Below are 18071 nucleotides of genomic sequence, written 5' to 3'. Positions count from 1 at the left end.
TCATCAGAAATTAACTCTTAAGAAATGCATCATATTGTGTTTGAATTTCTTCAAGAACCTTTTTCATTCCAGCACCTTGAAGCTCTTCATTCATTTTTGGAATGGTTTCATCTGGATCCAATGTTCCTGTATTCAATCCTGATTGATATTTGCTCATCACATTTGAAATATTGGTTATTTCAGTTTTTACATTATCTGGAACAAAATTAAAGCCTAAAATAGGAGAACTCGTTGCGCTTTGAATATTCTTATCTCGTTCTTCAATTTGTTCAGGTGTAATATTTTCAGGAGTATAGATAATTCTGTTGTTTCCCACATTCCATCCAGAAAGGTGTGTATCAGGCTGGTATCCATCTAACAGTTTCACTGATGAATCGCCAATCTTTTCCCAACTTTCTCCTTCTATACCATAAACCAGTGTATTCATCACTTCTGGATTACTATTTAATACATTTAGCGCTTTGACCGCTTCTTCCTGATATTTTGAAGTGGAAGAAATAACGAAATTTGCCATCCGGACATTACTCGATTTTTTTACTTTATCTGTAATTGGAACAGAGATAATTTCACGTCCAGCAGCATTTGTTAAAATTGTATCTCCGTAATCGTAAGGTCCTTGTGTTTCTGCACGCATAAACCATGTTTGCGAGCCTAGCGGATAGGTATTGCTGGAAGTTGCAGCGTCTTTTTGAATATAGCCTTTTTTATATAAGCTGTGCATGGTTCTCAAATCTTCTTGTGCTTCAGGCATATCATAGATGCTAAATATTTTCGATGTATCGCCACTCGTTCGAACAACGAATGGTAAGTTGTTGTCTACAATATAATCAACATTTTCATTCACTTTAAAGTTTGGGCCAGTTGCAACCAGTGCGAGCGTAGGCTCATTTTTTTTCACTACTTCAAAGAGTGGTTCCAAATCAGAGTAGCTTTTTACCTGGCTAATATCTAAATCATATTTATCTAAGTATGCTTTATCAAAGGCAAATACTTGTTGAGAATAGACATTCCCGTTAACTGGGAATGCGTATAGCTTGTCATTTACTTTGTTTCCTTCAACGTAGGCTGAATCTAGCTGTTCATAAGCCTCCTTTGCATATTTAGGAAGTAATTCTGTTAAATCTGCGTAAGCCCCTTTTTGTGCATTTACTACATAGTTATCGGCAAAGGCAATATCATAATTCTCACCCGATGAGACAATCACGGACATTTTTTTCTTATAATCCCCATAATCGATAAATTGAATATCTAATTCTACACCTGCTTCTTCTTTCATTGTTTTGTTTACTGTTTTTAACAATGTATCGAAGTTTTTTGGTCGCTGACCAATTTCATACATGAGTAAGGTCGGCGTTTCAGATTTTCCAGCATCCTTCTTGTCCGAATTCCCACAGCCTGTTACACCAGCTAAGAGTCCGAGTGCAGCCGTCGTTGCCAACATCCATTTTGTTAAACTTCTTTTCATTTTGTTTCCTCCTATATATTTATTCTTTGACGCCGCCAATCGTTAGTCCTTTTACAAAATATTTTTGAAAAAAAGGATAGGTACATGCGATAGGTAACGTCGAAATAACAACCATAGCCATTCGTGTAGCTTCTTTAGGAATAGCACCCATACTTTCAGAGAGATTCCCGCTAAGACTTGCATTTTGGGACATATAGTCAATATTACTTTGAATTTTCATTAACAGATATTGTAGAGGCATGAGCGCATCATTTTGAACATACAATAAAGCATTAAACCAATCGTTCCAATAGCGTAGTGCAGCAAATAAGCTGATTGTCGCAATTCCTGGCAGTGCAAGTGGTAAAACGACCTGCACAAATGTTCTTAATTCGCTTGCGCCATCAATTCTTGACGATTCAATAATGGATTCTGAAACAGTCCTTCTAAAAAAGGTCCGCATAAGAATGATGTTAAATGGACTCAATGCTAATGGAAGAATTAATGCCCAAATTGTATCTTTTAAATTCATCATAGTTGTTACAACAATATAGCTTGGCACCATTCCCGGGCTAAACAGCATAGAAACTAACGCAAATATTGTAAAGAAGCGCCGATATTTGAAATTAGGTCTTGAAATCGCATAAGCATAAGTTGAAGTAAAAAAGACATTAACCAGCGTACCAAATACAGTGATAATCACTGTGATAAAGAGTGATTGAAGTAGCTGTTCTTTCATAGTAGATAAATAGCGGTAGCCATCTAAGCTCCATTCTTTTGGCCATAATGAATAGCCATTAATCAGAATAGAATTTTCACTAGTAAAGGATATGATGATTACAAAAATTAAAGGAAACAAACAGGAAATGGCTAATAGCACTAAAAGAACATTGGAGAGTATATCCATTTTCTTTCCAAATTTTCTAATTTCAACTGTTTTTACTTCTTTCTTCAAATGAATTCCTCCCTTTAGAATAATGCAGATTCTGGATCAAAACGACGTGCGATAAGATTGGTAACAACTACCAGCAAACAGCCCACAACAGACTGATAGAGACCAGCTGCCGCTGCCATCCCAATATCTCCGCTACTTGTTAATCCATTATAAATATACGTATCCAACACGGAGGTCACATTATATAAAGCCCCTGAATTTTTCGGTATTTGATAAAATAAGCCAAAGTCTGCCCGAAAGATATTTCCCACTGCTAAAATCGTCAAAATAGAAATAAGCGGGATAATTTGAGGTAGCGTAACATGTTTAATTTGCTGCCATTTGCTTGCTCCATCTACCATCGCAGCTTCATAATACGTTGGGTTAATCCCCATGATAGTTGCAAAATAAACAATGGAATTATAGCCAAGAGATTTCCAAATACCCATAAATAATAAAATAGCTGGCCAATACTTTGCTTGCGTATACCAATCAATTCCTGTTTCTGGAGTAAAAAATAATAAATTAATCAGCCCTTTTTCAGGAGAAAGAAAAGCATAAACAAAATAACTAATGATTACCCATGAAATAAAATAGGGAAACAACATGGAGGTTTGATAAATTTTCACCATCCTTTTTGAACGTAACTCACTGAGAATAATTGCAATAATCACCGCAATAATTGTTCCAATAATGATAAATCCTAAATTATATAACAATGTGTTTCTCGTAATGATATAGGCGTTTGATGAGGAAAATAAAAATTTAAAATTTTCAAATCCCACCCATTCGCTTTGCTTCAAACTGTCTAAAAACCCTCCAGGGAAAAATCGGAAATCTTTAAATGCAACGACATTCCCTAACACTGGAATGTAGAAAAAAAAGATCAGCCAAATCGCTCCCGGCAAAGCCATCATAAGAAATGGCAAATTTTTTCTTACCTCTTTTAGATAGCCCTTTTTTTGTTTCTGTCGACTCTTTTCAAAGGGCAAAACATCCTGTTGCTCCATAAATAAACTCCTTTCAAGTAAACGCTTTCTACGGGTTTATTATATCTGTTTCAACAACGTAAAAAAGGTAATAATTATGGATAAATGGATAAAAAATATAGAAAGTGACTAGCTTATACGCTGATTTTTGTTGTACACTCTATTCACTCATCTGACGAAATCAGAATGTCTAAAAAAAGACAAAGAAGGCTAGATACAACTATCTAAGTTATATCTAGCCCTCGTAAAATCTTAATAAAGGTTGGGAGGAGAAGGAACACATCTCCACTTCAATTTCGCGCTCATCAATCTCTAAAAGCGGAACGGAGAATTTCAGGTTTTGTAAATAAGCTGATTTCCTCTGTTCTGACCTTATGGATTTGTGGTTAATTTACTTAAATGGAAGATGAATAAATTCTCTTTTTGGTGCTTTGGTTAAAAGAATTCCTTTTTCATCTTGTACGAGCACATCATCTTCAATTCGGATACCTGCTTCATTTGGAAGATAGATTCCCGGCTCAATTGTTTGAACCATGTTTTTTTGAAATACTTCATTTGACTTTCCACTAATGAATGGGGATTCATGGATATCTAAGCCGATACTGTGCCCTGCTCCATGTGAAAAATACTGATTTAAGTTTTTCTCACGAATGGGTTTTCTAATTGCTTTATCTAGTTCACAGCTTTTCATGCCTGCTCGAATTGTATCTAATCCAATTTCTTCAGCAGTTAATACGAGTTGATAAATCTCTTCCCATTTATCAGTAACATTTCCTACAGAAATTGTACGAGTCATATCAGAAGCATAGCCCTTATACAACGCACCAAAGTCCAGTGTCACTATATCCCCAAGCACAATAATCTTTTCACTTGCTTCACCATGGGGGAATGAGGAACGAATGCCAGAAGCAACAATCGTTTCAAAGGATGTACCTTCCGAGCCTAGCTTTTTCATGTAATATTCCATTTCTGCTGCAATTCTACGTTCAGAAATACCTGGTTGAATCAAATTCAATATATGCAAAAACGTTTGATCAACAATGTCTGCTGCTTTTTTGATATAGGAAATTTCTAGCTCATCTTTCACCGCTCGTAAAGATTCCACTATATTTTCAGCATCCCTCGCTTGAATGTCTATGCCATCAATCCATTTTTTTGCTTCTATATAAGTTAGATGATTCGCTTCAAAATATACTTCTTTTGCTGAAGCGCTCTTGACTAGTGCGATGCATTCCTCCAATAATCCGCTTGACCAACGAATTACGGAAATCTCTTTTGGAATTTCTTGTTTTGCCTGATCAACATATCGACCATCCGTTACGAAGAAACAGCCTTCTTTTAAAATAAGCATATAGGACTCTTCCCCAGTGAAGCCAGTCAAATATTGAACATTTTTAGGATTGGTAATGAATAAGCTTTGCATATCTTTTTCTTCCATTTTCTTCATTAACTTATTTAAACGATTCATTTTCTACACATCCTTTTTAAAGTATAGATGATACGACTCATTATCTAGCTGGTGTACAGGGATAAACTCAACCCCTGTCTTTTTTTGTCTAATTGTCTGATTCTTTTGAAACTGTGTTTGTAAATCTTCCTCTGAAAAATCCAGCGATAAGAAGTTCGTCTGCTCTGAAAGTCCTCCTAGTAAATAGGGGCCATAATATAATGAACATAGACCTGGATCATCAGGTGCTTCGACAATTGCGTATAACAAAGTAAATGTAATCGAAAGTTCTTCAAAAGGTTGATCAATCACATAATACCCTTCCTCTAACGCAAACTTCTGTGGTTTTCCATCACTAGAAAATGTCATAGAGCTAGTCCATTTAGGTAAGCGGATTTTGAGTTGTCGAGTGCTTGTTGAACGATTTTTTATGACCATGGTTCCTTGGTCAAGATTAGCATCAATTGTTAAGTCGACTCCCAGCTCCTTAGCCATGATTTTCGCAGAAAGAAACAGATTTATGTGAATAGACTCCTCTGTGTAGCTAGCAATAAATTCCCCATACTTGAAATGATTTTCCATTCCTGTTCCGTGACAACACGAATTTTCTACTTCAAAATATCGTTGCGCTCCCGGCTGAGTCGCCATAAAATACGTACTCTCACCAGAACAATCTCTAGCAGGAGAGGCAGCGATATGATTTAGTAAAGCCAATTCATAATAATCAACTAAGTCAGTCGTTCCTTCATACTGATAGAGTGCGTTCGTAAGCTTTAACAGATTATAGGATGCGCAGCTCTCTGCTGTATTCTTGCTAATATGGCTAGCAATTGCGTTTGGTTGTTGAAATATCTCGCCATCACCTGTCCCACCCATGGAGTAAATATGATTACTTGTCACTGATTCCCAGAAAAAACGAGCAATTTGATAATAACGCTCCTCCCCAGAAGCTTCATACAATTTCATTGCACCAACAATTTGCGGAATATGCTGGTTCGCATGTAGCCCACCCAGTACATCTACTTCTTGTTCCAATGGATAAAAAAGATAGTCATTGTCAAAGAAACGAGCTGCTTCAAGATAAATAGAGTCTCCCGTAATTTCGTATAAATCTGCCAGTGACTCGTTTATTCCACCATACTCACCTGCAATATACATTCCCCACATAGCTTGACGTTCTTTATAGCTTCGTTTTCTTAATCGGTGATACACCCAATTGCCTATTTTTTTACTAATCTCTAATGCTTGTTTATTCTTCGTATAATGGTAGGCATCCAATAGTCCTGCTAAAATTTTATGAAGTGTATAATAAGGTGCCCAAACCTCTGGATAAGGATGGAGCTTTTCTAATAAATCAAACTGGATTTCCGGATAGCCACCTAAATATCCTTTTTGGTAGCCGCTTTTTTCTGAAAAAACTGTCTGAACCTTTTGTAGTTCAGAAACCATATATGTTAGCTTTTCGTTTATACGAACATTCCTTGTACTAGCAGATGCTAAAGATAATGCAGAAAGATAGTGTCCAGTTGTGTGTCCTCTTAAACGTGAATGCAAAGAATCCCACCCAATCATTTCCTCGGCATTTTTAGTATCCATTCCAGCAGTTTTTCTAAAATTGTAAAGCATTTGATCATCATCTACTGACAATAAAAATTGCAGATAATTTTGTTGATTTTTGTAAAAAGATGAATGCTTATCCAGTGTGACATCTTTTAACGAAAAGAGACTTTTCTTTTTTTTTCTAACTGAATAGCGAGTGAGCTTTTGTACGATTTCTACTTGAGCTTCTACAGGATAGTCTGTGCTGTAAATCGTACCAGAAAATGTGTAATGCCCTTTTTTTGCAAGTAATAACGGCTCGTTACAAGCCCAGTTTACTTTTTGTGTGACCACTTTTCCATCAAGACTTTCCACTGCAATTCCCGTAGGTAAATAGAATGTTTCGTTTTCTTTTTTTATCAGTTGTATCGAGTAAATCTTTTTTATCTTAATATCGTTGGGAGCTTCTAAAATACGAACATCGTAAACATGTGTTAACTGCTCATTGTGTAACGTAAACGTAGCGGTTAATTTGATTTCGCGATTTCCCCGTCCAAAAGGGGGCTGGGATACCTTTCCTTGATTATTCAACCAGCGTTCGTCAGAGGAGGACCACGAAATTTTAGAGCCTTTTTTTCCTTCATTAGGGAGGAATAAATCAAACTCAATCGTTTTTAGATTTCCTAAATATAAACTATCTATATCCATTTGTATTTGGTTACGTGTCTCTTGTTCACTCATCTGAAGGGTGCATCCTTTCCTTATGATTTTTTTAGGTAGAGATGGTAATGCTCCTCGTTTACTTTTGCTAAGGGTGTGAAGAATAAGTCATTTAACGAAAAATTTAGTGTGCCTGTTTCTTTTTTTATAGCTTGGAGTGCAGTCGTTTCAAGCTGTGACTGATCAAATTCTATGAAGCTTTCCTTATCACTTAGCACGGCTAAAATGTACGGTCCATAAGCAAGAGAAAATAGCTCTTTTCTATCAGGGGTCTCCTCTAGTCGAAAATGAATGTCAAATTCAATAGATACGCGGTCTCCATTATTCAAGCCTTCAATAACGAGGTAGCCATCTTTTTCTGTGTATGAAATGATAGTTTCATTGACCCATACTGCGATGATTTTTTTACTCCAATAAGGAATTCTCACGTTGAATGCACGGTCGATAAACGTCAGTTGAAATGAGACTTTCTCAGGCTCATTCTCATCATAATCCATATCTACAGTTAATCCAGTCCTTTCATCACTTAATCTTGAAGAAACAAATAGATTAACTACTAAGTTCTCTTCGTTTGAAAAAAAGATGGATTCTCCATATTTGAAATGATTTTCCAACCCCGTTCCATGACAACAAGAGTTTTCTACATCAAATCCTTTTTTACTTCCTGGTGAAGTAGGCATAAAATACGTAGATCCTCCGTTACATTCGTGGTCTGTTGATGAGAGAATATGGTTAATCATAGTCCGTTCATAATAATCCATTTTTTCAACGGTGGGCTCATATTCGTAAAGCTCTTTTGTCAGTTTTAACAAGTTATAAGAGGCACAGGTTTCCGCTGTATGCTCATCAATTTTTGACCCTATTAAATGCGGCTGTTGAAACATTTCTCCGTCACCTGTTCCGCCAATAGAATAGATATGTGCAGAGGTTACAGATTTCCAAAAGAAATCAGCAATTTGGAAATAGGCATCTTCTTTTGTTTGATCGTAAATTTTTAGTGCGCCAATAATTTGTGGAATGTGTTGGTTTGCATGTAATGAGCCAAGCGCATCAATTTTTTGTTCCATTGGGAAAAACAAGCGATCATTATCAAAGAGCTTAGCTGTTTTCAAATGTTCCTTTTTCCCAGTATATTCATAGAGCTGTGCCAAAGATTCATTCATTCCACCAAATTCCCCTGCAATATACATGGACCACATTTTTTTTAATTGCTGGTGTGGAAGTCGATTCAATCGATGATAGGTCCAATCTCCAAGTTTGTCTGCAATAGCAAGCCCTTCTGTTATTCCTCCGATACGATAGCTATCTAAAAGACCTGCAAATAACTTGTGCAAAGTATAATAAGGTGCCCAAATAGCTGGGTAAGGGGTATATTCTTCCAACAAATCAAATTGTTCTTCCGTGTAGGCACTTAAAAATCCACTGTGAATGGCAGGATTCTTTTCAAAGGCTTTCTGTACGTAACTTAGCTCTTGAATCATGTAATTTAGTTTTTGATAGATTTCTTTATTCCCAGTTGCACCATAACAAAGTGCCAATGCAGACAAATAATGTCCGGTTGTATGCCCTTTCAAAAGAGAGTCTGGTGAATCCCAGCCAATCATTTCTTGTGCGCCCTTTGTTGATAATCCTGAAGCCATCCGAAAGTTATACAGCATCTGATTATCATCAACAGATAATAGAAATTCTAGTCGTCTATCTTGTGCCTCTTTTAGCATGGAATGATTTGTCAGACGAACACTCTTCATTGGAAATGCAGCAATTTGTTTATGCTTCTCAGGTATCACTGGTTTTTCTAAAACAATCGAAACTGTTGCAGTTACCTCGTAAGCTGTATCTTTAATTTGACCAGAAAAAGAATAGTTACCTGGTTTTTCTAAAATTAGCTCCTCTTCGTCAGTCCAAACAACTGGATGAGAAAAAATCTCTTGATTAGTTGTTTTCACAGCAACTGCTTGGGGAAGATAAAAAGATTCTCCGACAACCTTTTGTAAATTCACCGGAAATATTTGTTCAATCTGAATGTCATTTTCTTCTTCTAAAACATTCACTTTATAAATTTTTGAAGCTTCAAACTCTTTATATTTAGCTGTAACTGTTAATGGAATCACGCGATCTCCTTTTCCATATTCTGGACGAGTCACTACTCCTTGATTGGTTATAAAGCGTTCATCATTTGAGTGCCAAGTAAAAGTAGAACCAAATTTTCCTTTTTCAGGAAGTGACAAATCAAATTCTACTGTACGTAAATTTCCTAAATATAAACTCTCTAAATCTTTGGCAATAATCGTCTTACTCATTATCATCAACTCTCCTTTAATTAATTTCATCTTAAGCATACTAGACAATCTTTTTTCTGTCGGTAGTTGAAAAAAGATAATAAGTGGATTATATTAACTCATGAAAGGCAGATTTATTCAAAAGGAGGTTTTCACATGTACTATTGTTCAAAGAACTTCAAAGGGGATTCTCATTTTATCTCAGCGGGTATTTTTATGAGTAAAGATTCATGGATACATTCTAGTCGGATAATCGATAGTTATGAAATTATCTGCGGAATTGAAGGAACGTTACCTATGGAGGTGGATAATGAGTTTTTTGAAATTGAAGCGGGACAGATGATGATTATTCCTCCAGGAGTTCCTCACAAAGGGTTTAAACAGACACAGGGAACCATTCGTTTTTTGTGGTTTCACTTCTCTTTAGACACTGTTCAATCGCTTGACCAACAAGAAGCCCAGCAGCTTTTAACAGATGATTTTTGTCCTAATCAGTTACTTTTACTGCCAAATTACCATGACAAACTGAATATGAACCGACTGTATTTGATGATTAACCAGCTTTTAGATTTATATCAAGATCAGGTGGTTCCACCTTACATAGACGCCTACCTCAACAGTATCTTATATGAGATTACCCACCAAACCATGCAGCTTTTAAAAAGTAGTTTACTTGAAAATGATACACTTCAGCCTATTCAAGACTGGATACGTATCCATGCTTTTGAAAAAATCAGTCTACAGTCCATTGCGAATCACTTTAACTATAATAAAAATTATTTATCGAGAAAATATAAAAATGAGACTGGTATTGGAATTACGATGCAGATTACAAAACACCGAATCGATCAAGCCAAGCTTCTGTTAGCTGAATCAAACCTAAGTATTGAAGAAATTGCAGCTTATGTTGGATACGACGATGCTAAATATTTTATGCGAACCTTTCGTAAGTTTGAAAATATGACCCCTACCCAATATCGATTTACCTTTAATAAACGACATTTTAATAAAGTCTAATGGTATCGTTTACAAAAAGTGATTATTCTCCACCCATTCACTAAAATATCTACTGAATCTTCATTGCTTAGTTGATATGCTTTTCTTAGCAAATTAGAAAGGATGAGAGAAATGGGTCATATTGATGCACCAAAACTCAATCATTTAACAATGATTGATGAACATCGGCTGGAGCTTTATTGGGATCAAGAGGTTGAACATAGCGACGTTTCAAAAGATTACGCAGTTTTTTTGAATCAAATACCATTAGACATTGAACGTTCACGAGCAACTGAGGACGAACAATGGAGTGTCCGACCAGTTTATGAGTCCCATAAGAAACGGACAACTCTATTTTTGAATGAGAAAATTAAAAAGACACAGTTGGACACTCTTTTTGTAAAAATTGTTGGGCGAGTAAAGAACCCAGATGGACTTTTTGCTTCAACAGACGTGTTGTATACAGTAAAACATTGGCAGGATTTTTATTCCTTATTTACAAGAACCGATTCAAAAATAATAATCAAATCTTCGCTGAATGTTTCAAGAGAAGCACATAGAAAAGCTGCGGAGATTATTGATAAACAATTACAGAAAATTCCGCAAGTTGCTAAAGTGATGGAGAGCTATCAAGCAGAACTAGCTATTTACGGGAAAAACGAGGACTCTTATGATATTCCTGAACATCGTGGTGGAGCAGATATTTTGAATCGACCCGTAGAAGGCTTTGGTGGTGTGCCAGATAATCCTGTCACCTCCATTTCAGATAAGAATATTTTACGTATTATGGAAGGGCCTAATCAAACAAGATACCTAAATGAATGCATTCTAGTTCATGAATTCGGCCATGCAATTCATCTCATTGGTATTAACAATCTGCCAGATCCAACACTAGCTAATGAGCTGAAAGAAGCCTATCAACATGCAAAGAACCATCATCTATGGCCCAATACTTACGCAATATCCAATGAGGAAGAATATTTTGCCACACTAAGCACTATCTGGTTTAACGTGATGGCAGAATCTAAGGATGGTACCTGGGATGGCGTTCGTGGTCCTGTAAACTGCAGAGCAGAGTTAAAGGAATACGACCCTCAAGGCTACGAGTATTTCTCTAAAATTTATGAAGAAATTGACCTACCTTTCCCATGGAATGAAACACCTGTCTTCTATCCTCAAAGAACTAAATAGAGTAACACGAAGAATGTAGCTGTTTAATCTCAGAGACATTCTTTTTTTTCGTGCAATAGCAAAAGCGTGTGAATCTGAGTACTTAATCATCGCTCAGGTTCACACGCTCGTATTCAACTATACATTCGTTTCGGATAGTTTTGTATTTGTTTAGATTAATGGAACAAATTTTAGTTCATTTCTGCTTCTATTTTCTTTGCATTTACTAGTAAGTAAATTACTGTAAGAAGTAAGACCACTGCCATAATTGGGAATAAATAGACTTGCTGATCTGGTGTCTTAAAGAAATTGAATAAGACGAGAGCAATCCCGTTTGAAATAGCCGCTGTTTGTCCCCAGGCCGTTTGCATTTGCGTTTCATAAGCATCCGGTGCTAATTTTGAAACCATTGAAGAACCAATTGGCCATACTAATTGGTCAGATAAAGCCATGAAAACATAGTAAATGACTAACCACCACATACTGTATGGTGCACTACCTGCTAGAAAGATTGTTGGAATAGTTAAAACACCAAAAGCAACGGATGTTGTAAATATTCCACATGCGTATTTTTTTACAATTGGAATATTTTGCGCTTTTGTATTCGTCCATAAGTAAACAAAGATTGGAGCAATAATTAAACCCAGAACTGTATAAATTGTAGGAACTGATCCAGGAGCAATTTCGAATCCTAAAATTTCACGATTAATTTTTTGGTCGATGAAGATAGCAATCGCTGATGTAAGCAGCGTTCCACCTAAAGCAATCAGAATTTGTGCACAGAAAAGTTTCATAAATGGCTTCATATGTCGTCTATCTGCATCGGTTAAATCTGTCTGCTTAAACAAATTAGTCAAAAATAAAATAGGAATAATAAATGTTGCTGAGGTAATCACATTCAAAAATCCCTGTAAACCAATAAGTTTTCCATAAATAAGTCCAAAAATCAATACACCAACGATTACCGTGATAACAAATGCACGTAGCCCAATCTTTTTCAGTGCCCCTTTAGGAAGAGGCTTCACGGGATTCTCACCAAGATAGCCAAAAAATTTGTGCTGTGTTATAAAAATGACTGCTCCATACAAAAAGGCAAAAAAAGCTGCAATCCCAAAGCCAATATGAAAGTTGCTCATACCAATTTGACCTACAATAATTGGTGTAATAATCCCTGCGATTGTATTTGCAAACTGATGGATTGTAAATGCGGCATCTCGCCGACCATTATCTTGTTTAGAATATAGTTGCCCGGTTAAAGAGGCATTGCTAGCCCCCATGATTGGTAAGGCCAGTAAGAACAATGCAATAATTGCGAAAATACGACCTTGTATGAGAGAGACTGGAGGAATTGCTAGTAAAAGAAACCCTGTCCCTTTTACGATATTTCCGATAATTAGAGATTTTCTCATACCTAAAACTCTATCAGCTAACCAACTGCCCATGATAACAAATAGTCCATTACACGCGCCCATTGCTGTAATCATTTGAGCAGCCGTCCCTTCTGGAAAACCAAGCCCGTGTGTATAAGGAGTGTAGAGATAAAAAATCATAATGGCATAAAAAGCACCCCATGCAGCTGAGTTAAAAAAATTTCCAAAGGCTAAAGCCCCTACTCCTTTAGGATGTCCTAAGAATCCTTTGTCGCTACGAATTTCCTCAATTGTTGCATCTTTACTAATAAAATTGCGTTCCTTCTTACTCATTTTCAACAACCTTTCACGTTTATTTAGTAAGCGTTTTCTGATTGTAATATAACAATTTAAAAATTATAAGTCAGTAGCTAATTAAGTAGGATTGGTGGATAAAGTTGACTAAATGGCGAAATTCTAAAAGTATTTGTATAAAAATATAAAAGTAATATCTTATTGTATGCAACAAAATATAACATATTTGTGGTTTCTGTTGCATATTTTAGTAGGTAGAATTGGTGTATTTATATATATGTTTCCAGAAATAATTAACGATTTTTCTGAGTAAAAAAAGCCTGTACCCAAAGGATTGTTCTCCCTTGAATACAGGCAAATTACTAATTTATTTCTTATAGATAGACGCTGATTCCTAACAAAACAATTGCTAACACGCCAATAGTAATCATCAGGGGTGTTACAAATTTTAGCCATTTATCAAAGGTAATGTTTACCATGGCTAGTGACGCCAACACAAGACCCGTTGGTGTGATGAAGGAAATAATTCCCTGCCCCCAGTTATAGGCAGTAACAATCGTTTCTCTTGATACCCCTACCACATCTGCTAATGGTGCCATAATTGGCATGGATAATACGGCAAGACCTGAAGAAGAAGGGATAAAGAAACCAAGTAAAATGAAAATTAGGAACATGAATGTGGAGAAGATAACACCACTCATATGAGAGACGCCACTGCTCAACCAATATAATAAGGTATCACTAATTTGAGCATCTTCCATAATAATTGTCACGCCACGTGCAAGTGCAATGACCAAGCCAGTTCCTAATAGATCTGCTGCACCAGAAACGAAAGAATTAGCAAACTCTTTTTCTTTAAGACCTGAGATAAAAGCTAAAATAAAGGCAATAAATAAGAATAACATTGAAATCTCAGTGAAAAACCAACCTAATTCTTTTACACTGTATACAAGAACAACAAAACCTGCGGCAAAAATGGATAGCATAAGCTTTTTACGAAAATCAAACTTAGGGATTTCTTCCATTTCATCTTTGTAAAGAAATTCTTTTTCTAATTCGTCTTTTTGACTATAAATCAAAGAAGTACTAGGATCTTTCTTAACTTTTTCTGCATATCTTACTGTATAAAAAATACAAAGTGCGGTTCCGGCGATTAACAAAATCACACGTAACGCCATTCCTGCGGTAAAATTGATTCCAGCAGTATTTGAAGCAATTACGATAGAAAAAGGATTTACGGTTGATGCCATTGTCCCCATTGAAGAGCCTAGATAAATAGCTGCAATGGCGACTAATGCATCATATCCTGCAGCCATAAAGACTGGAACAAGTATCGGATAAAAAGCAATTGTTTCTTCAGCAAGACCAAATGTCGTTCCACCTAGAGAAATTAGTGAGGTAACAATGACAATCAGCCAGGCTTCTTTTCCCTTTAGCTTCTTTGATAGAGCAGCAATTCCTGCTGCAAATGCTCCCGTCTGATTAATCACACCAACAATCCCACCTAATATCAAGACAAACGTAATGACGTCAATAGATTCTGCCAAGCCTTGAATAGGCGCATTTAAAAAGGTAGTTACACCGCCAATAAATCCAGTATTTTCCTTTTTTAGCTTTTGATAGGTGTCTGGTATAGCAATAGGTTTGTATACTGAGCCATCTTCAAAGCGAGCAACATCAATTTTTATATTATATTTTTCCAGTGTTTCTTGAGTTGCAGGCTCTTGGGACTCTTTTCCATCAGGTTGTACAATGGTAAAGGCATTATTAGTGCTGTCGTAAGCTAAACTTGCATATTTTCCAGAAGGCATAAGATAGGTTAATACCATCACCAATAATAAAACAATTAAAATAACTGTATACGCTGTCGGAAAAGTAAACTTATGTTTCTTCTTCTCCATAACTTTCTCACTCCTAAATTTTAAAATATTTATTGGCAAATAGCCTTATAAATGCTTCTCATTCCGTTCACAAATGCGGATAATTACGGAGACAGCCTTTTCCATTGTCTGAAGGGAAACAAATTCATAGCGGCCATGCATATTTTCTGCGCCTGCAAAGATATTCGGCGTAGGAATCCCCATAAATGAAATTTTAGAGCCATCCGTCCCTCCGCGAACAGGTTCAATTATTGGCGTAATCCCTAGGTCCTCCATTGCTTCTTTTGCTAGTTCAATGATGTGGAAATCTTTTTTTATAATTTCTCCCATATTGTAGTATTCATCGTGCATTTCCAAGGAAATTCTTTCAGCACCTAGAGTCTTATTTAATTGTTCTTGATTCTCTTTCATTAGTTGCTTGCGGGTTTCAAACGTTTTCTTGTCATGGTCTCTGATAATATATTGCATTGTTGCCTCATCAGGTGTGCCATTAAGTTCGCATAAATGATAGAAGCCTTCATAGCCTTCTGTTTTTTCTGGAACCTCTTCAGCTGGAAGCATGTTGTGGTAGTCTATTGCCACTTGTAAGGCATTCACCATGATATTTTTTGCGGTTCCTGGATGAACATTTTTTCCTTGAATCGTAAGGTTAACTTCAGCAGCATTAAACGTTTCATACTCAAGTTCACCCAAAGGTCCTCCGTCCATCGTGTAGGCAAAATCTACAGGGAATTTTTCTACATCAAAATGATCCGCCCCCGTTCCAATCTCTTCATCAGGTCCAAATGCAAGGTACACATCTCCATGTTTCACTTCTGGATGCTCAATGAAGTATTCCATCGCAGTCATTATTTCGGCTATGCCAGATTTGTCATCTGATCCTAACAGCGTGGTTCCGTCTGTTGTGATTAATGTTTCTCCTTGATAATTTTTTAAATTAGGAAATTCCTTTACTGTGAGTTGAAACGCTCCCTCTTCATCAAGACAAATATCTGAGTGACCATCATAATTTTCTACAATTTTAGGGCTCACCCCATCTGCATTAAAATCAGCTGTATCCACATGGGCAATAAATCCGATTGCAGGAACTGTCTTTTCACTATTGCTAGGCAGCAATGCTGTTAGATAACCATTCTCCTCATTATAATAAATTTCTGACAACCCAATCATGTGCAACTCTTCCTTTAATTCCATGGCAAAATCAACTTGTGTTTTTGTCGAAGGAATGGTGTCACTTTTTGGATTTGAGCGTGTCTGCGTTTTTACATAGCTCAAAAAGCGTGGTAACAGATTCTCGTACATGCTTTTCCCTCTTTCCATTTTTTTAATTTAAATCAAATTTCTCTCTTTAAGTGTATCACTATTGAGAAAATAAACCTGTTTTCACTCAATGCTTTCTGAGTATTTGCTCATGAAACGATTGAAAAAAAAGAAATTTCTCATAAAGTAAAATCGAGATTATTTTTTTGGATTAAAAATGTCTACAAACACTTAAGTAAAAAAACTCCTGCATGAATTATTTCTACATTAAAATCATTTATTTTATAAATTGACTAGGATTCTCTACTACCTTTTCTATAAAAAATAGAATTGTTCATTTTTCAAACAAAATGACTTGCATTGAGACGCGTTTCATAAATTATACTCAATTTATAAAATTCAAAAGGAGGATGTTTTATGAATACCTATGTAGAAATTACAGATCAATTCGGCGTAGATTATTACTATGCAACGATTCAATTTGCTGGTGAATTTTTGTTTCTTCAAAGTCCCCAAGGTTTTCTAAGAAAGCCGGTTCGCAAAAAAATCCGCTTATCTGAAGTTGAAAACTTAGTGATGGATTATTTCTGGGGAGCAAAACGAATTACCTTTTCTTTTGATAACGAAGAGTATACTTTTTTTGAATCCGGTACTGGTGTGGTAAACTATTTAGAAACAAACTTAAGTCTGTAGGTGATAAGTAATGGCAAATATTCGTGATATTGCCAAGCAAACTGGTTACTCCGTTTCCACAATTTCTCGAGTGATAAATGACTATCCTTATGTAGATGAAAAAAAGCGTAAGCATGTTTTAGCCGTCATGAAAGAATTGAACTATGTGCCAAATTCTACTGCTCGCCATTTAAGTTACGGGAAAAATAGAAATATAGGAGTGATTCTCCCCTTTACTAACCACTCCTATTTTGACCAAGTGTTAAGTGGAATCATGCAAGAAGCATTTCTATCAAATTATAAAGTGACTCTCCTTCCAACCAACTATGATGCTGCGGTTGAACTAGCCTATCTTTCACAGTTTGTAGCAAAAGAATTTGATGGGTTAATCATTACCTCACGCGCGAATACGATTGAAACACTCTTGCCTTATCAAAAATATGGACCAATTGTCTTTTGTGAAGAAATAAAAGACGTCGAAGCTAGTTGTGTTTATATCAATCGAAAAGAATCTGTGAGAGAGGGATTAATGTACCTGAAGAATCAGGGTTTCACTCGAATTGGTGTTACACTTGGACGAAGTCGCAAGTTAAGCCAAAACTCTAAAATAACTGTTCAATTGTGCCATGAGCTTTTTCCAGAATTTGACGAAGAAGATGTTTTTTGGGACTGTATACATTATGAAGATGGGTTTCAGGCGGAAGAATTTTTTACAAAACGTGGGATTGAAGCGATATTTTGTAATGGAGACGATGTAGCCGCAGGAATTTTAAAAGCAAACCCGAGTAGAGCCTATAGCTCTATTGTAGGACGTGATAATCTGCTTGCTAGTGAGCTGATGCAGTTTTCAACTATCGACCATCATTTACAACTATGCGGAAAAACAGCCTTTCAACAATTTATTGAAAATAAAAAAGAAAAAATAAGTATCCCATATACGTTTATAATAAGAGAATAGTATTCATTGAAGAAAACCACCCAAAGGCTAAAAAACTCTCGGGTGGTTCTTCTAGTTCATTGTAAAAAGCTGGCGAGGTAATTAAGAAAGTCGGTCAATTTTTTTTTGAATATCGCCTG

General features: G+C 36.1%; 13 protein-coding genes. 4 read left to right on the top strand and 9 right to left on the bottom strand.

All coding sequences use genetic code 11. The features are described from left to right. Window positions 1–10: 10 nt before the first annotated feature. The 6 genes from I589_RS04270 to I589_RS04245 form a co-directional block, all read right to left on the bottom strand. The gene (locus I589_RS04270; protein ID WP_010769354.1) at window positions 11–1465 is read right to left on the bottom strand and encodes an ABC transporter substrate-binding protein; all 1455 of its coding nucleotides are present in this window, start codon (window positions 1463–1465) and stop codon (window positions 11–13) included. Window positions 1466–1484: 19 nt separating this feature from the next. After that, window positions 1485–2351 carry a carbohydrate ABC transporter permease gene (locus I589_RS04265; protein ID WP_051100944.1) on the bottom strand — a complete coding sequence of 289 codons (867 nt, stop codon included), beginning with the start codon at window positions 2349–2351 and terminating at the stop codon, window positions 1485–1487. A gap of 62 nt (window positions 2352–2413) precedes the next feature. Then, a complete protein-coding gene (locus I589_RS04260; RefSeq protein ID WP_010769356.1) occupies window positions 2414–3388 on the bottom strand; it encodes an ABC transporter permease in 975 nt (324 codons plus the stop codon). A gap of 370 nt (window positions 3389–3758) precedes the next feature. Continuing rightward, complete coding sequence (locus I589_RS04255; protein ID WP_010769357.1) at window positions 3759–4835, bottom strand: M24 family metallopeptidase; 1077 nt, start codon at window positions 4833–4835, stop codon at window positions 3759–3761. A 3-nt stretch (window positions 4836–4838) separates the two neighbouring features. Beyond that, window positions 4839–7094: a beta-L-arabinofuranosidase domain-containing protein gene (locus I589_RS04250; RefSeq protein WP_010769358.1), complete on the bottom strand. Its 2256-nt coding sequence runs from the start codon at window positions 7092–7094 to the stop codon at window positions 4839–4841. Window positions 7095–7114: 20 nt separating this feature from the next. Next, window positions 7115–9373, bottom strand: coding sequence for a beta-L-arabinofuranosidase domain-containing protein (locus tag I589_RS04245; protein WP_034684360.1), 2259 nt, complete (start codon window positions 9371–9373; stop codon window positions 7115–7117). Between the two features lie 135 nt (window positions 9374–9508). On the opposite strand from I589_RS04245, the gene I589_RS04240 reads away from it, so the two are divergent. After that, on the top strand, window positions 9509–10369 hold the full coding sequence (locus I589_RS04240) for an AraC family transcriptional regulator (protein WP_010769360.1): 861 nt from the start codon (window positions 9509–9511) through the stop codon (window positions 10367–10369). A gap of 111 nt (window positions 10370–10480) precedes the next feature. Beyond that, window positions 10481–11539: a hypothetical protein gene (locus I589_RS04235; RefSeq protein WP_010769361.1), complete on the top strand. Its 1059-nt coding sequence runs from the start codon at window positions 10481–10483 to the stop codon at window positions 11537–11539. 170 nt (window positions 11540–11709) lie between these two features. On the opposite strand, the gene I589_RS04230 is transcribed toward I589_RS04235, so the two are convergent. From I589_RS04230 to pepT, 3 genes are all read right to left on the bottom strand, one after another. After that, window positions 11710–13221 (bottom strand): oligopeptide:H+ symporter, encoded by a 1512-nt coding sequence (locus tag I589_RS04230; protein WP_010769362.1) that lies wholly within the window; start codon window positions 13219–13221, stop codon window positions 11710–11712. Between the two features lie 335 nt (window positions 13222–13556). Beyond that, complete coding sequence (locus I589_RS04225) at window positions 13557–15083, bottom strand: YfcC family protein (protein WP_010769363.1); 1527 nt, start codon at window positions 15081–15083, stop codon at window positions 13557–13559. Window positions 15084–15128: 45 nt separating this feature from the next. Then, window positions 15129–16364, bottom strand: a complete 1236-nt coding sequence (gene pepT, locus I589_RS04220) for a peptidase T (RefSeq protein WP_010769364.1) — start codon at window positions 16362–16364, stop codon at window positions 15129–15131. 375 nt (window positions 16365–16739) lie between these two features. On the opposite strand from pepT, the gene I589_RS04215 reads away from it, so the two are divergent. Continuing rightward, the gene (locus tag I589_RS04215) at window positions 16740–17015 is read left to right on the top strand and encodes a hypothetical protein (RefSeq protein WP_010769365.1); all 276 of its coding nucleotides are present in this window, start codon (window positions 16740–16742) and stop codon (window positions 17013–17015) included. A 10-nt stretch (window positions 17016–17025) separates the two neighbouring features. Then, a complete protein-coding gene (locus I589_RS04210) occupies window positions 17026–17952 on the top strand; it encodes a LacI family DNA-binding transcriptional regulator (RefSeq protein ID WP_010769366.1) in 927 nt (308 codons plus the stop codon). Window positions 17953–18071: the final 119 nt, after the last annotated feature.

Origin of the sequence: Enterococcus phoeniculicola ATCC BAA-412, from assembly GCF_000407505.1 — a bacterium.
GTDB lineage: Bacteria > Bacillota > Bacilli > Lactobacillales > Enterococcaceae > Enterococcus_K > Enterococcus_K phoeniculicola.
Note: the sequence above shows the minus strand (reverse complement) of the source record. Positions and strands in the feature narration are given on the sequence as shown.

Bases quoted from the DNA above. Each gene is read 5' to 3' on its own strand.
- I589_RS04265 (WP_051100944.1), bottom strand. From the start codon at position 2,351: ATGGATATACTCTCCAATGTTCTTTTAGTGCTATTAGCCATTTCCTGT.
- pepT (WP_010769364.1), bottom strand. From the start codon at position 16,364: ATGTACGAGAATCTGTTACCACGCTTTTTGAGCTATGTAAAAACGCAG.
- I589_RS04250 (WP_010769358.1), bottom strand. From the start codon at position 7,094: ATGAGTGAACAAGAGACACGTAACCAAATACAAATGGATATAGATAGT.
- I589_RS04235 (WP_010769361.1), top strand. From the start codon at position 10,481: ATGGGTCATATTGATGCACCAAAACTCAATCATTTAACAATGATTGAT.
- I589_RS04245 (WP_034684360.1), bottom strand. From the start codon at position 9,373: ATGAGTAAGACGATTATTGCCAAAGATTTAGAGAGTTTATATTTAGGA.
- I589_RS04260 (WP_010769356.1), bottom strand. From the start codon at position 3,388: ATGGAGCAACAGGATGTTTTGCCCTTTGAAAAGAGTCGACAGAAACAA.
- I589_RS04230 (WP_010769362.1), bottom strand. From the start codon at position 13,221: ATGAGTAAGAAGGAACGCAATTTTATTAGTAAAGATGCAACAATTGAG.
- I589_RS04240 (WP_010769360.1), top strand. From the start codon at position 9,509: ATGTACTATTGTTCAAAGAACTTCAAAGGGGATTCTCATTTTATCTCA.
- I589_RS04270 (WP_010769354.1), bottom strand. From the start codon at position 1,465: ATGAAAAGAAGTTTAACAAAATGGATGTTGGCAACGACGGCTGCACTC.
- I589_RS04215 (WP_010769365.1), top strand. From the start codon at position 16,740: ATGAATACCTATGTAGAAATTACAGATCAATTCGGCGTAGATTATTAC.
- I589_RS04210 (WP_010769366.1), top strand. From the start codon at position 17,026: ATGGCAAATATTCGTGATATTGCCAAGCAAACTGGTTACTCCGTTTCC.
- I589_RS04225 (WP_010769363.1), bottom strand. From the start codon at position 15,083: ATGGAGAAGAAGAAACATAAGTTTACTTTTCCGACAGCGTATACAGTT.
- I589_RS04255 (WP_010769357.1), bottom strand. From the start codon at position 4,835: ATGAATCGTTTAAATAAGTTAATGAAGAAAATGGAAGAAAAAGATATG.